This is a genomic window from Pararhizobium sp. IMCC21322, from assembly GCF_030758295.1.
GTDB lineage: Bacteria > Pseudomonadota > Alphaproteobacteria > Rhizobiales.
In genome coordinates this window covers 1683457-1698185 of record NZ_CP132335.1, presented here as the reverse complement: position 1 = coordinate 1698185, position 14729 = coordinate 1683457, and the positions used below count along the sequence as shown (strand labels likewise).

At 53.6% G+C, this 14729-nt stretch carries 10 protein-coding genes; 5 read left to right on the top strand and 5 right to left on the bottom strand.

From position 1 onward, the window contains the following. The first annotated feature begins 205 nt into the window (after nucleotides 1-205). The 5 genes from RAL91_RS08180 to RAL91_RS08160 all read left to right on the top strand — a co-directional run bounded on the left by RAL91_RS08180 (nucleotide 206) and on the right by RAL91_RS08160 (nucleotide 5302). Nucleotides 206-1513 carry an extracellular solute-binding protein gene (locus RAL91_RS08180; protein WP_306261284.1) on the top strand — a complete coding sequence of 436 codons (1308 nt, stop codon included), beginning with the start codon at nucleotides 206-208 and terminating at the stop codon, nucleotides 1511-1513. Between the two features lie 84 nt (nucleotides 1514-1597). After that, nucleotides 1598-2476, top strand: coding sequence for an ABC transporter permease subunit (locus RAL91_RS08175; protein ID WP_306261282.1), 879 nt, complete (start codon nucleotides 1598-1600; stop codon nucleotides 2474-2476). 12 nt (nucleotides 2477-2488) lie between these two features. After that, on the top strand, nucleotides 2489-3343 hold the full coding sequence (ugpE, locus tag RAL91_RS08170; RefSeq protein WP_306261280.1) for a sn-glycerol-3-phosphate ABC transporter permease UgpE: 855 nt from the start codon (nucleotides 2489-2491) through the stop codon (nucleotides 3341-3343). Beyond that, nucleotides 3343-4419 carry a sn-glycerol-3-phosphate ABC transporter ATP-binding protein UgpC gene (gene ugpC / locus RAL91_RS08165; RefSeq protein ID WP_306261278.1) on the top strand — a complete coding sequence of 359 codons (1077 nt, stop codon included), beginning with the start codon at nucleotides 3343-3345 and terminating at the stop codon, nucleotides 4417-4419. The genes ugpE and ugpC overlap by 1 nt, the downstream gene beginning before the upstream one ends. Nucleotides 4420-4483: 64 nt before the next feature. Further along, nucleotides 4484-5302, top strand: a complete 819-nt coding sequence (locus RAL91_RS08160) for an ABC transporter permease subunit (protein WP_306261276.1) — start codon at nucleotides 4484-4486, stop codon at nucleotides 5300-5302. Nucleotides 5303-5327: 25 nt separating this feature from the next. Here RAL91_RS08160 and RAL91_RS08155 read toward each other — a convergent pair whose 3' ends face one another. The 5 genes from RAL91_RS08155 to RAL91_RS08135 all read right to left on the bottom strand — a co-directional run bounded on the left by RAL91_RS08155 (nucleotide 5328) and on the right by RAL91_RS08135 (nucleotide 14729). Then, nucleotides 5328-6290 (bottom strand): ABC transporter permease, encoded by a 963-nt coding sequence (locus RAL91_RS08155; protein ID WP_306261274.1) that lies wholly within the window; start codon nucleotides 6288-6290, stop codon nucleotides 5328-5330. Between the two features lie 10 nt (nucleotides 6291-6300). Beyond that, the gene (locus tag RAL91_RS08150; protein WP_306261272.1) at nucleotides 6301-7761 is read right to left on the bottom strand and encodes a sugar ABC transporter ATP-binding protein; all 1461 of its coding nucleotides are present in this window, start codon (nucleotides 7759-7761) and stop codon (nucleotides 6301-6303) included. A 94-nt stretch (nucleotides 7762-7855) separates the two neighbouring features. Then, a complete protein-coding gene (locus tag RAL91_RS08145) occupies nucleotides 7856-8773 on the bottom strand; it encodes a substrate-binding domain-containing protein (RefSeq protein WP_306261270.1) in 918 nt (305 codons plus the stop codon). A 103-nt stretch (nucleotides 8774-8876) separates the two neighbouring features. Then, nucleotides 8877-10355 carry an FGGY-family carbohydrate kinase gene (locus RAL91_RS08140; protein WP_306261269.1) on the bottom strand — a complete coding sequence of 493 codons (1479 nt, stop codon included), beginning with the start codon at nucleotides 10353-10355 and terminating at the stop codon, nucleotides 8877-8879. Between the two features lie 57 nt (nucleotides 10356-10412). After that, entirely contained in the window at nucleotides 10413-14729 is a 4317-nt protein-coding gene (locus RAL91_RS08135; RefSeq protein ID WP_306261268.1) for a translocation/assembly module TamB domain-containing protein, read from the bottom strand.

Sequence of the window (14729 nt, the reverse complement as noted above, 5' to 3'; positions counted from 1 at the left end):
CAATCTGTGCACAACTAACTGAGACGTTTTTCATTAGCCGCCTTAATTGAGTTTGCAAATTGTGCAGGAACAGGAATAGACTTCCCGCAGCAGGCAAAACCAATAACAAGTCTGTACGAGGGGTATCATGTTCGTGTCATGCAAGTGTCACGGAACAATGATCTGAAGTGCGAGCGCACTTCATGACCCAAACAGGGAGAATATTATGAACTTAAAATCTATTTTAATCGCCGGTGTTTTCGGTGCATCGTCGTTGATGACCACAGCAGCATGGTCCGCTATTGATATCCAGTGGTGGCATGCCATGGGCGGACGCCTTGGCGAAGTCGTCAACGAAATTGCCGAAAACTATAATGCCAGTCAGGATGAGTACAATCTCATTCCCACCTATAAGGGTGGCTATGAAGATACAATGACTGCAGGCATTGCAGCGTTCCGGGCTAAGCAACAGCCTAACATCATCCAGATTTTTGATGCTGGTGCCGCGACAATCATCAATGCCAAGGGCGCAACCATTCCGGTTGCAGAATTGATGACGAAATATGGCGAAGGCTTCAACATTGAAGACTACATTGCCGGTGTCCGCTATTTCTATGCTGATTCTGATGGCCAGATGATCGGCATGCCTTTCAATGCTTCCACTCCGCTTTTGTATTACAACAAGGACGCATTTGCGGAAGCTGGCATCGAGAATCCTCCTGCGACCTGGGAAGAACTTGAAGTAATGGCGCCGAAGCTGAAAGAAGCTGGTTACATTGCACTGGCCCAGAGCCACAGCCCATGGATTATGGCCGAAAATTTCCACAGCCGTCATAACATTCAGATGGCCACGGGAAACAATGGCTACGACACAACTGACGTCAAGTTGCTCTACAACAACGACCAAATGAAAATGCACTGGTCGAAAATGAAAGAGTGGCTGGATGCTGGCTATTATGGTTTCTATGGCCGTGCCTGGGGCGACAATCAGGATGCTTTTGTGCAGAAGAAAGTGGCCATGTGGCTCGGTTCTTCCGGTTCATTTGGTGGCCTGACTAAATCTGCGGACTTCAAATTCGGTGCGTCCTTCCTGCCTTACTGGAAGAGCATTGTTGATGAGCCAACCGGCACCTTCATCGGTGGTGCGGCTCTGTTTGCAATGGCTGGCAAGACCGAAGAAGAATACAAAGGTGTTGCTGATTTCTTTGCCTATCTGACCAATCCTAAAAGCCAGGTTTTCTGGCACAAGGAAACCGGCTATGTGCCGATCACGACTGCTGCGTACGATATGGCTAAGGAAGAAGGCTACTATAAGTCTACACCTGACGCTGAAATCGGCATTCTGCAGTTGAGCCAAAAGGGCGGTGAGTGGACCAAAGGCTATCGTCTTGGTTACTACGTTCAGATCCGTGAAGTGATGTACAAGAATTTTGAAAACATCTTCTCCGGCAGCGCGACAGTTGATGAGGCTTTCGTGGCTATGGAAGAAGAATCCAACGATCTTCTTGAGCGTTTCAACGCGACTTACAACTAAGCGATCCGGTTATAAAACCGGTTTGGTGGCGGGCTCTGCCTGCCACCAAGCTGCTTAAACCTATTTTCCTCGGGGGAGCCGTCAATGAAGCGCGTTCAATTTGAACACAGTTCCATTCCATATCTGTTCATCGCGCCGCAGATTATCATCATTGCCGTGTTTTTCCTGTGGCCGGCGGCACAGGCCATGTACCAATCATTTCTTCTGGAAGATGCTTTTGGGCTGTCCTCACAGTTTGTCTGGTTCAAAAACTACTCAGATACGATTCTAAGCGGATCCTGGTTGCAGGCTGCCTGGTTCACGATGGTTTTTTCCGTCCTGGTGACGTTTCTCTCGCTTGCAATTGCGCTTCTATTGGCTGTTAAAGCCAATGAGGTCCTGCGCGGCGCACGCACCTACAAGACAACGCTGATGTGGGCCTATGCCATCGCGCCACCAGTGGCCGGGCTGATGGGCAATTTGATGTTCCATCCGATCATTGGCGATCTCTACAAATTCTTCAACGCGATCGGCTGGGATTTCGATCACAAGCTTGATGCGTTTGATGCCAGTTTCGTTGTCATTCTGATTTCTGTCTGGAAACAGGTGAGTGTCAACTTCATCTTCTTCCTGTCCGGTCTGCAGGGTATTCCAACATCGGTTATGGAAGCCGCGACTATGGACTGCCGCAGTCCGACGCGCCGCTTCTGGACGATAACCTTCCCGTTGCTGGCGCCAACGACTTTCTTCCTGATGGTGATCAACATCACCTACGCCTTTTTCGAAACATTCGGTATTATCGATACGACCACGCAGGGTGCACCGGGGGGTGCCACTAATACCCTGGTGTTCAAGGTGTTCCAGGACGGCTTCCGTGGTGCCGACCTTGGCGGGTCTTCTGCTCAATCTGTTGTTCTGATGATCATTGTTCTGGCGCTGACTGTTATTCAGTTCCGTTTCATCGAACGCAAAGTGCACTATTAGGGGGACGCGACTATGAACTCGATCAATTGGCGTCTGATTTCCACCCACGCAATCCTGATTGTTGGCGTGATCTTTATGAGCCTGCCGGTCTGGGTGGCTTTTGCCACATCAACCCATGCGCCGGAAACAATTCTGCGTACCGGGCTGCAGTTTTGGCCGGGCGGACATTTTTTTGAAACCTACAGCGAAGTGCTGTTCGTTGAAGGCGGTGTAATGAAATCGGTCCTGGGGACGACAATGCTGAAAAACAGCATGATCCTGGGCATCGGTTTTGCGGTTGGTAAGGTTATCATTTCCATGCTGGCGGCCTACGCGATCGTCTATTTCCGCTTTCGCCTGGCTCTGCCGCTGTTCTGGGTGATTTTCATGACCCTGCTTCTGCCGCTGGAAGTGCGCATCATCCCCTCTTACGAGGTGGTCTCCCAATTAGGACTGCTGGATACGCATACCGGCCTCATTGTTCCCCTGATTGCCTCTGCAACCGGGACGTTCTTTTTCCGTCAGTTTTTCAAATCGGTACCGGAAGAATTGCTTGAGGCTGCGCGGCTGGATGGCGCAACACCATGGCGGTTCTTCATCGACATTCTGGTGCCGCTGTCAAAAACCATGATTGCAGCCATTCTCATCATCATGTTTGTGGTGGGGTGGAACCAGTATTTGTGGCCACTCATCATGACCACCAAGGAAGAGAACTACACGCTGGTTATCGGCATTAAGCAGATTTACCAGATCCTGTCTGAAGGCGGCGAGTTGCCGCAATATCAAAAGGCATTTGCACTTACCATTCTGGCGACATTACCGCCGGTGCTGGTTGTGCTTGTATTTCAAAACTGGTTCGTTAAGGGCCTTGTAGAGAGTGAAAAATAATGGCTGGCGTTGAACTTTCCGGGGTCAAAAAAGTCTACCCCAACGGAGCGGAAGCCGTGCGCGGCGTTGATATGAAAATCGATGATGGCGAGTTTATCGTCTTTGTCGGACCGTCAGGCTGTGGCAAATCCACCCTGCTGCGCATGGTTGCAGGTCTGGAATCCATCACCAGTGGCGACATCAGCATCGATGACCGTGTCATCAATGATGTGTCACCATCCGAACGGGATGTGGCCATGGTGTTCCAGAATTATGCGCTCTACCCGCATATGACTGTTCGCGGAAACATGTCTTACGGCCTGAAAAATCGCGGCCTTCCGAAACAGGAAATAGACAAGAAAGTAACAGACACCGCGACGATGCTGCGCATTGCAGACTTTCTGGACCGCCAACCGAACCAATTGTCGGGCGGTCAGCGGCAACGTGTTGCCATGGGCCGTGCCATCGTGCGCGAACCAAAGGTCTTTCTGTTTGACGAGCCATTGTCGAATTTGGACGCCAAGCTGCGGGTGCAGATGCGCATCGAGATCAAGCGCTTACAGCGCCGTATGGGTGTTACCAGTATCTATGTGACCCACGATCAGACCGAAGCCATGACTTTGGCGGATCGTCTGGCTGTCATCAATGACGGGCGCATTGAGCAGATGGGTGCGCCCATTGAGCTCTATAACAACCCGACAACTCTGTTTGTGGCCTCTTTCATTGGCTCACCTCAGATCAATCTTATTCCGGCACGTTTTGAGGGCGGCAAGCTGGTCAGCGGCTCAATTCAACTCGATGGATTTGAAAACCTGCCGGAAAACAAAGACCTTGTTCTCGGGGTCCGGCCCGATGCGCTGAGTCAAAACAGTGATTCACGACTGGAAATGCGAGTCGATCTGGTTGAGCAGCACGGTGCGGACAATCTTATCTATGGCGTTCTGAAAGGGGCTGCCGCAACCGAAGGCGACGAAACCGAGATTTGCATTAAGGTGGATCAGCAAATCCTTCCTGATATCGACAGCAATCTGGGACTTAGCTTTGATACATCTCGCACGATGGTTTTCGAAAAAGATACCGGCGCACGAATTGTCTAAGGGGTCGCTTGGCCGTAATAGAGAAGGCTGATGCAAATCATCCATCTCAATTGACGGCAATCAAGTGACGCTCAGAGACTTCATCAACCATCTGATACTTTGTCTGGGTGTGATATTCCTCGTCGCGCCCATTGCGTTGATTTTTTTCTCGTCAACTCACAGCACGGCAACGCTGCAGACCGACAGTCTGCAGCTGACCTGGGGTGGGCAATTTGAACGCAATTATACCAGCCTTCTGGGATTTGAGGCAGGATTCTCCGACGAAGTTACGCCGCTCGCCATGCTGAAAAACTCGATGATTGCCGGTCTTGGCGTTGCCATTCTGACCACCGTTTTCTCGATGTTGACAGCCTATGCCATTGTGTTCTTTCGGTTTCCATGGTCGGGCTTTGTTTTCTGGGTTGTCCTGACCACGCTGCTGTTCCCTCTTGAAGCCCGGTTCATCAACACCTTTGAAGTGACCTCCAGCCTTGGACTGGTCAACACCCATGTCGGCCTCATTCTGCCGGTTCTGGCGGCTGCATTGGGCACGTTTTTCTATCGCCAGTTCTTCCTGACCCTACCGGAAGAGCTTCTGGAGGCAGCCCAACTGGATGGCGCTGGTCCGATCAAGTTTCTGCGCGACATCCTCATTCCCCTGTCATGGCCGCGCACTGGTGCGATCTTCGTCATCGCCTTCATGATCGGCTGGAATCAATTTTTGTGGCCACTGATGATCAGCACAGATGACAGTCTTTACACGCTGGTACGCGGCATAAGGCTGATTGGGCAGGAATCCGGTCCGGGCATGGCCCTTGTCGTCCTGACGATCACCCCGCCGTTTTTCCTGCTGCTGATTTTTCAACGCTGGTTCTTCAATTCACTGGCGATGACAGAGAAATAACGCTGATGAAAAAGCCGAGCGGTTTCTATCGGCTCTGTTTGGAAATGCTGGAAAAGGCAACTGCGGTTACGATGATCGCACCGACCAGAATTTCCCTGATGTAGCTGTCCACGCTCATCTGGGTCAGGCCATTATCCAGAATTCCCAAGATCAAAACACCAATGAGGGAATAGAGGACCCTTGGCTCGCCCTCCTCGCTCATGGTCATGCCCAGGAACACGGCGGCGATAGCGTCCAGCATCAGGCCACTGCCCTGTGTGGGATTGGCAGAGGCAACACGGCTTGCATACATCAGGCCGGCAATGGCAGCGCCAAACCCGGTCATGGCGAAGGCGCAGAGCCGCAGCGTGCGCACTTTCAAGCCAGCCAGACGTGCCGCTTCCTGATTGCCGCCAATGGCGTAAAGACGCCGGCCAAATATGGTCTGCTCCAAAATGAACCAGACGACCACCAGCACCAACAATGCCACCAGGCTGAGATAGGGCAGTTTCAAACCGATCAGGCCGATCTGATCCAGTTCAATACCGCTGCGCGCAAAACCTGAAAATTCTGTTGGGATATCCCGGCCAAAAATGGTTTTTCCGCCGCTGGTGAAGAACGCCATGCCGCTGAACATGGTCAGCGTGCCAAGGGTCGCCACAAAGGGCAGAATGCCGAAGAATGACACGAGAATACCATTGAAGACACCGCCCAACACACCAACCAGAAGCGCGGCGGCAATGCCGACCCAGATCGGATAGCCCATGGAAAACAGGAGTGCTGCCACGATGCCGGCCAGACTGGCCATTGAACCAACGGACAGATCAAAATCCCTCATGACCATGACCAGGGTCATGGAACAGGCAACCACGGCCAGCATGCTGACTTGTTGAGTGATGTTGAGGAGGTTTCTTGCCGTCAGAAATGTGTCCGGCAATTGCACCGCAAAAAACACCAAAATGCTGACGAACCCGATCAGGGTGCCATATAGCTTAAGAGTTCGGATCATAGGGAGATACTCATGCCGCTTCAGAATGATAAAATTGTGCCAGAAGCTTTGCGGGTGTCAGGGTTTCGGCTGGTATGGGTGCACTTTGTGCGCCATCGCGCATGATAATAATACGGTCACACATCCCCAACAGTTCCGGCAGGTCTGATGACGTTAAGAGAATGCTGCAACCATCGCTGCTGGCCTGACGCATCAGGGAATAAATATCAAATTTTGCGCCGACATCCACACCGCGCGTCGGCTCATCAAGCAGCAGGAGCTTTGGCGCTGCGGCAAGGGCGCGTGCAAACACCACCTTCTGCTGATTACCGCCGGATAATTCATAGACGCTTTGTCTGGGGGAGGCCGCCTTCAGCCGAACAGCCTTGCTGAACTGCTTCGCGGTTTCTGCTTCCGCTTTTGAATGCGTTATGCCCGTGCTTCGGGACAGAAATGCCAGATGCGGCAGGACAATATTGTCCTGCGCACTGCGGCGTAGCATCAGCCCCTCGCTGCGCCGCTCCCGCGGAACGTAGGCAATATGTCGTCGCCACGCCTCAGAGGGCGATTTGGGCGCAGGCTGGCCAGCGACAATTGCTTCACCCTTCAGCAACGCGGAAACGCCCATGAACATCTGCAACACATCGCTTTGGCCCGCATTGGTGAGGCCGCATATGCCAATGATTTCGCCTTCGTGCAGTTCAAAATCAATATCCCGAATGCCTGCGGTTGCGGCCCCTTTTGCAGCGCAAACAATCGCCTTGCCAATGGGTGTTTCGCGTTTTGGATGGGCCTCTTCCAGATCACGGCCCGTCATCGCAAAAATGATCTGTTGTCTGTTGGTGTCGGCGATAGGAGATGACAGAACGGTTTTGCCATCTCGAAGCACCGTAACGTCATCGCAAATCCGCATGACCTCATTCATCCGATGCGAGACATAGAGGACCGCAACGCCCTCCGACTTCAACTGCTCGATGACCCGGAACAGTTTTTCCGCTTCATCCTCCGACAGGGCTGCTGTCGGCTCGTCCAACACATAAAGTCGGGCCTCCTCGCCATCCAGTGAGACGAGAGAGCCTGCGATTTTCACAAGCATTCGGTCTCCGGTGGATAGACGGGCGGCCTGAAGCCTCACATCAATATGATCAACACCCAGACGCAACAGCGCTTTCTCGGCCTGCTGTTCCAGCTGTTTCCAATCAATGGCAATACCGAGCCGCTTTGGATAGGCCCAACCCAGAAAGATGTTTTCGGCCACTGACAAATGCGGAACGATGTTGAGTTCCTGATGAATAAAACGGAAGCCGGCTTTGCGCGCATCCTCGGCATTGTTCAGCGTCAGCGCTTGCCCATCCTGCGTGACATCCATGGTATCGGCACGCTGCACACCTGCCAGCAGTTTGATCAAGGTGCTTTTTCCCGCGCCATTTTCACCCATCAAGGCGTGAACCCGGCTTGGGGCCAAATCCAGCTGCGCGGCAGAGAGGGCCATGGCTCCTGAAAATGATTTCGAAGCATTTCGGATTGAAAGCATCTGCATCATCAATTCAAGAAGCCATGGACCGTTTTATGTTTTGGAGAGCGATTTATTCGCCAACATTGGCCTTGGTGATTAACACGGTGGGAACGTAAACCACGTCTTCCTTGATCTCTTCGCCCTTGATAGCACGCGACACAACACCAGCTGTGGCCTTGCCGATACCGACGAAATCCTGTGCAACGGAGGCTTCGAAATTGCCGCCTGCGGCGATGGCATCACGGGCTTGCGGATTGGCATCAATCCCGACGATGACAATGCCCTCACCTTCCCGGCCAGCAGCTTCAATTGCCTGCAATGCGCCAAGACCTGGCTGATCCCAGGCAGCCCAAACAGCGGAAATGCTGCCAGGTTCCGGGTTGGCAGCCAGAATGGCTTCCATTTTTGCGCGGCTGTCGGCAATGCCACCATCCTGTACATCAGGCGTGATGCGGTCGATCACTTCAATATCCGGGAAATTACCAAACACGGCGTCAGCAATCACGCCCCGGATCTGAACCGGTGGGAATGGGTCAAAGACGAACATGACCACCCTGCCCTTGCCGGCAATACGGTTGGCCACATAGACCGAAGTCTCTGCTGCCATGGCATAACCATTGGATGTGACATTTGCCTGCAGAAGCGGGCTTGCGCCGCTGTCCATGCCGATAACCGGTATACCGGCTTCCTTGGCCACTTCCAGACCGGCTGCAATCTGTTCAGGATCCACATTGATGACGATGGCATCCACTTTCTGGGTGACCGCATCTTCAATGCGACTGATGACGGCAGCGACATCGCCAGCCGTATCAACAATATTGGCATTCCAGCCCATGCCATCGGCTTCGGCCTTGAAGCCTTCGACAAACATCTGGGTGCCTGGCTGCGCCAGATAGGGTGTCACCACCGTTACATTCTGCGCCCAAGCGGGCGCGAAGCTTATGGCCGTTGCGACGAGAGCGCCTGCAACAGATTTCAAATTCAACATATTATCTCCCGATTTATTCGTGATGACGGTTTGGGACGGGCCCATAAATCATCCGCTCTATTAATGACCCCATGAAGCCAGAATTTTACCAAAATGGGTAGGGCTATTTCTCCCTCAGCGACGAATTGGCCACATCGAGAAACCTGCTGTTCAACATCTCATTAGCTGAAATGGCGTCGACATAGATGTCGAAAAGCGCATCATAGCGTTTGTTCATCGCCATATCCGGCTGATAGGTTTTGTCAAAACGTACAATCTGTTCGAAAGCCGAGGACACGGAATTGTGCAGCCCAATCGCAGTAGAGGCCAGACCGGCGGCCCCCAGAAGACCCGTGTCTGTGACGGCCACCCGCTGCAACTCGCGACCCAGAACATTTGCTCTGATCTGGTTCCAGATGTCGGACTGAAAGCCACCGCCGCCACAATTGATACAGCCGCTCGACACACCGGCAGACTGTTCCACCGCCTGTAGCGCCATGCGCACAGAAAAGGCCACGCCTTCGTAGATTGATCTGGCCATATCGGCTTTGTTGGTGGTCTGGTCGAGCCCCAGAAAAACACCTCTGGTATGCGCCTTCCAGATCGGAGCGCGCTCGCCCTGCAAATGCGGAATGAAAATCGGCGCCGGTTTGGAAAAATCAGAGGTTGCGGCAGCAGCCGCCATTTCGGTTGGGCTTTGATCTGTCAGTTCGCCATACCATAATTTGGCAGCACCACCTGATTGTGTCGGTCCCGCATGTATGAGAATACCTTCGCATTCAGGTACAACAATCACGCCTTCAGTCGGGGTCAGGGTCGGCGATGAAATACCCAGGATTTCACTTGTGCCGCTTAAGTAAGCTGTGGTTCCCGGTTTCGTTGCCCCACACCCAACCAGACCGGTCCAGCCATCCATGGTTCCATTTGCAACCGGTATACCGGCAGCAGGGCCAGACCGAACCTGGCCGACAATTGACACCACATCACGCACCGGGACCACGCGATCAGCAGCGCCTGGAACAAGGTCAAGAACTTCCGGGATCAATTTCAGTTTCTGATCAACCAGCCCGATATTGGACAGGCCGTCTGTCGCCAATTCACCTGTAAGTTTGAGGATGCAATAGTCTTTCGGCAGCATGACCAAAGCCGTTTTATCCCAAATATCCGGTCTGTGCCGGGCCATCCAGAGCATGCGCGACAGAACATGACTTGCATCAATGGGCATGGGGGCACCCCACCACGCGATGCGCTGTTCCTGGGATACTGCGGCGTCCAGTTCTTTCGCCTCGGCAACGGCTCTGCCATCCTGCCACAGAATTGCAGGCGCCAAAGGATTGCCATCCTTGTCAACAAACAGATGGGTGCTAACCTGCGAGCACATGCCAATGGCGGCGACACTGCTTAATTGGCGTGAGAATTTCGCAAAGGCTGTTTCAACCGGCCCTAGCCAATGTTCAGCATCCTGCTCAACAATTCCAGCTTCCCCGCGCTGCGTGGGGTATGACTGGCTGACATGATCAAGAACAGCACCCGTTTGATCCAACAGGCCAACTTTCACAGCCGTCGTGCCGACATCAATTCCAATGATTAGTTCACCCGCCACGTGTCTGCCTTCACATCATGATTGTTCAGCAGCGACACTACAACAGCCGGAAACGCTCTAGTAGTCTTTCTCGAAAAAGATACCGATGCCGGTATTGCCGTCCGAAGACACCGAGCCCTTGGCGGTCAGATCATCTGTGATGTCCAGATTGATGGTGGCTTCCGTTTCCTGACCGGCCTCTACGCCCAGATAGACATTGTCGTTGATATATTTACCGACACGCACGGCGGTGTTTCCACTGCTGTCGCTCACGATATCAATATCATCCAGACCAAGGCCATCGCGCAGACTGCCAACCAGCCCGGGGCTGTTGCCACCGGTCAATTCCAAAGCAATAGAGGCCAGACGAGCGACCTGCAAAGGTGACAACTCACCAACGCCACGGCCAAAGATGATTTGCGACAGGACTTCATCCTGAGGCAGCGACGGGGAAGAGGTAAACGTAACTTCAATATCGTCCAGACGGCCCTGAATGCGAATGAAGGCGTCAACGTCTTCCGTCTCAACGCGCGCCAGAAAATTAATCCGGGGGTTGAGATCACCCTGCATGAGGATTCTGCCTTCATCCAGATCGATGCGCTGTCCCACAATGGATAATCTGCCCCTTATCAGATCAAACTGACCGACAGGCACGATGTCGAAAGTAGGTCCGGTCAGGCGGATGCGGCCACCCAATTCTGCATCCAGTCCACGACCACGCACGAAAATGCGGTTGGGTGCATTGATCGTTACATCCAAAGTCAGAACAAAAGGACGTGCTGATGGTTTGGGCGCAGGTGTCGCGCGCTCAATTCTGGCCAAGGTCTGGCGCACAATCCTCGGCGGCATAATGTGACGTACATCCAGCAATTCCGCGCTTGAGGCAAAGCTTTCCGGTACGGTGATTTCCGTTTCACCCAAATTGATCTCACCCGACAAAAACGGGTTGCTGGTAAGATTGCCGGTCAGTGACAATGTGCCATTCAGGACGGTGGAGAATGTCTGTGCGTCCGTATAGCGCGCCTCGTTGAGACGGATTGTCAGATTGCTGGTGGATTGACCGAATATGCCCACTGAACCTGAGGCGGATACGGTGCCCCCGGAGGCCAGCGCAGCGCTGAAATTGTCAATAATGGCCTGACTGCCACTTAATGATGCGGAGAGATTGATGTTGTTCAGCCGCGCATTGGACAATGGATCGGAGAACGTGCCGTTGGCAACGGACAGTCGACCACCAATCTGTGGGTCTTGGAAGGATCCCCGTATCTGCATGTCCAGCGTTGCAGTGCCGGTTGCTCTTGAACCGCGATCACGGAGCACGGGATCAACCAAGGACAACGGCGCATTGCCGGCAACGTCGATTGCCAGACTGGATGCAGCCAGGGAAATCTCGCCATTTGCAGTCAGATTCAGTCCCTGATCATTGTTCGCTGCAGCGCGGTTCAACACCAGAACATTATTCTGAAACGTGCCGGTTGCGTTGAGTTGCAGCGGCGATATTCCGGCATCAGCCAAAGGCCTTGCGGACAGGCCCGCCCCGTCTGCTGTAAAGCTGGCATTGGGATTGTCCGGGCTTCCTGTAATCAACACCTGCCCGTTGACACGCCCCTGCAATGCCAGATCGGGAACAATTGCGTTGGCGATGTTCAGCGGCAAATTGTTGATCGCAACGCGAATATCCATTTGGCTTCCCGAACTGCCAGCCAGCTCGATGCTTCCATCCCCCACTTGCAGGGTGGCATTGGAAATTTGAACCGTGCCATCGCGCAATTGAAGTTCTGCTGGTGCAGTGAGCCGGGCATCGGCGATGTCCGATGTCAGATCGAATTTATTGACTGTGATCCGGGACAGAGCTTCACCGCGGGCCATCTGCCCTGCCGTGGAAAACGAAGTGTTGTTGTCGGCCAAGGCCGCATCGAGATTAAAATTGGTCACATCCCCTGATGTGGATACCGTGCCGTCAATGCTTGTGACATTAAAACCGCTGACGACCACAGACCGCGCTGAGATCTTGCCATCAATCCCTGGAAGCCGGAACAGCTCCGAGATTTTTGCCTTTATATCAGCACTTCCGACGCGGATATCGTTGAACAGCACATTGCGCGCCGTCATATCGATATCTGCTGACTGGGTTTGTTTTGCCCCAGTTCCGCTTGTCTGGGTTTCATTTACCTGGGGCTGCAAGCGGATGGTGGCATTCACTTCGCCGGATGCCCGGACCAGACCCAGTGCAGCGACGGGACCTATGTCACGACTTTGAATGGAGAGGTCCGCATCAATCAAGCCACTGGCGTTCAGGGCCAGATCGCCCGCTATATCGGTTGCGCCAATATTGAGGCGAAGCCCGGTTACGCTGCGCACGTCTTCGCTGGCATCCACACGCCCGGCCAGAGTCAGGCGCTGACGGTCGATGAACCCGTCGCCGGACAGATCACCTGTCAGCGTTTCACCATCGGTGTTGCCATCAAATACAAGCGCGATATCGCGCACCGGCTTGCCGGACAGCATGCCCTCTTCAAGACCAAGCGTTGCCATCAGATTGAACGGGGTTTGCTGGCCGTTCAGGCTCAGATCCAGTGTGAGAGGTCCCGAGCCATTCGGGCTGATGCTTGCAATATTCCGGATCAGGGCCTTGCCGGTTAAATCTGCAACTTCAGAGGCAAAACGCCCATTCAGGTTCAATTGAGCCTGATCGTTGGAGACTTCGAAATTACGAAAGCTCAACCCTTCGGTGGTTCGTGCAACGCCGCCAAACAGGCTCGTTGTGCCGCGCAACAGATTATCTACCGGCTCGATATCCACCTGCATGGAGCGGCCAGCGCCTTCCAGCGTCAGATCAAAACTACCGCCAATCAAGACGATATTTCCTTGTGCCGTGAGGGCGGTTGCACCGCCGAGCTTGCGTCCCGCGAGGAACGAAAACGCGTTGAGATCAGCCGTTTCCAGTTCGATGTTTCCATCGAATGTGCCGCGTGACAAAATACCGTTGGCCTTCACGCTCAGCGTTTCACCGGTTACGGAAAAATCGTTGATTTTCATGCCAATTGCAGGAGACCATTCGCCGCTGCCCCGGGTGCTTATCTGCGTGCCTATGGCCTGTGCCAAAGCTGGCTTTGTGGCCGCAATGCCTGCCAATACGCCTTCAAATTGATGGGTGACCAGACGCTTGGTCGGGTCATTGGCATTTTGCACCACGCCAAAGGCCTGGAAACTCACTTCATCGAGATTCATATCTGCACTTTGCAGATCACTCATGCGTAAATCAGACCGCCAATCCTCGCTGTTGCTGACATCGTAAGCGATCGTCAGCGATGCACCGGCGATTGTACTTGTTGTGGTGCCAAAAGGCAGTTCCAGCCGCGCATCCCCGGTTGGTGCAAGCGACAGATCCATATTAAGGCGGCTCAGGAAACCATCGGCCAGCGTCGCCGCATTGGCCGCCAGTTGAACACTGCCGCTGTCGATTTCCAACTGGTTGATGACAACATTGCCTTGCGGTGCGAACAAGGCATCAAAAGTCAGATTGCTGCGCGTTCCGAAAAACGGCCGTGTCGTTTCCGGCAATATGTCTGACAAGGGCCCCTGCAGGGTAGCGATTGTCTGCAGACCGGCTGCCGTATCATCAAACGTCAGCTGGCCCTGCAAAATCGGTCGCGCGGCCACATTGAAATCCAGCGACACGACCAGATCTTCGAGCGGCGCGTCGCCTGTAATTTTCAGTCCAACCGGTGGTTTGTTTTCAAGACGCAACAATGTCGCGATGATGCCATTCTCCGGCTCCTGCAAATCTACATCAAGGGCAAGTGTCCTGTCGCCAGAGCGGTAGTCAGCGGCAATCATGAAACGGCCGCCGGACCCGTCAAGCCGCTGGATGTCCAGATTAAGATCCAGCGATCCTTCATCCAGAGTGATAGCGCCATTCAGGCTTGCTTCCGTTTCCAGACCAAACACCGTTGGCCCGAAGGCGATGACCGGTACGCTGAGTTTTTCAAGCTCAATGGCCACCGGCAGGTCAGGAATTGCAAAACTGCCCGCTTCGGGTGACGGCAGGCTCTCGTCGGCCAGCGCCTTTCTCTTGAAATCAATGCGCTCGGCTTCCAGGCTTTCAACTTCCAGACGGCCGCGAAACAGGGCTGTCCGGTTCCAGATCAGGACAGGTTTGATAATCTCCAGCCAAACGCCAGCCTGGTCCGCAATTGTGATGCTGTCGAACGAGACGTTCGAAGACAGAGACCCTTCCAGCCCGTTAAGACGGATCTGCCGGCTCGGCGTAGACAGCTGGCCCTCGACAAATTCTACAAAAGTCGATTTTTCCTGTTCTTCCTGTGCCACAGCTGGCGACGCAAGGCCAACCATCAGGATCGTAACAGCGAGTAGAAAAAGCAGCGGTCTCAA

Excerpts from the sequence above, each read along its gene's own strand:
- RAL91_RS08155 (WP_306261274.1), bottom strand. The coding sequence starts at position 6,290 with ATGATCCGAACTCTTAAGCTATATGGCACCCTGATCGGGTTCGTCAGC.
- RAL91_RS08150 (WP_306261272.1), bottom strand. The coding sequence starts at position 7,761 with ATGGCCCTCTCTGCCGCGCAGCTGGATTTGGCCCCAAGCCGGGTTCAC.
- ugpC (WP_306261278.1), top strand. The coding sequence starts at position 3,343 with ATGGCTGGCGTTGAACTTTCCGGGGTCAAAAAAGTCTACCCCAACGGA.
- ugpE (WP_306261280.1), top strand. The coding sequence starts at position 2,489 with ATGAACTCGATCAATTGGCGTCTGATTTCCACCCACGCAATCCTGATT.
- RAL91_RS08175 (WP_306261282.1), top strand. The coding sequence starts at position 1,598 with ATGAAGCGCGTTCAATTTGAACACAGTTCCATTCCATATCTGTTCATC.
- RAL91_RS08145 (WP_306261270.1), bottom strand. The coding sequence starts at position 8,773 with ATGTTGAATTTGAAATCTGTTGCAGGCGCTCTCGTCGCAACGGCCATA.
- RAL91_RS08180 (WP_306261284.1), top strand. The coding sequence starts at position 206 with ATGAACTTAAAATCTATTTTAATCGCCGGTGTTTTCGGTGCATCGTCG.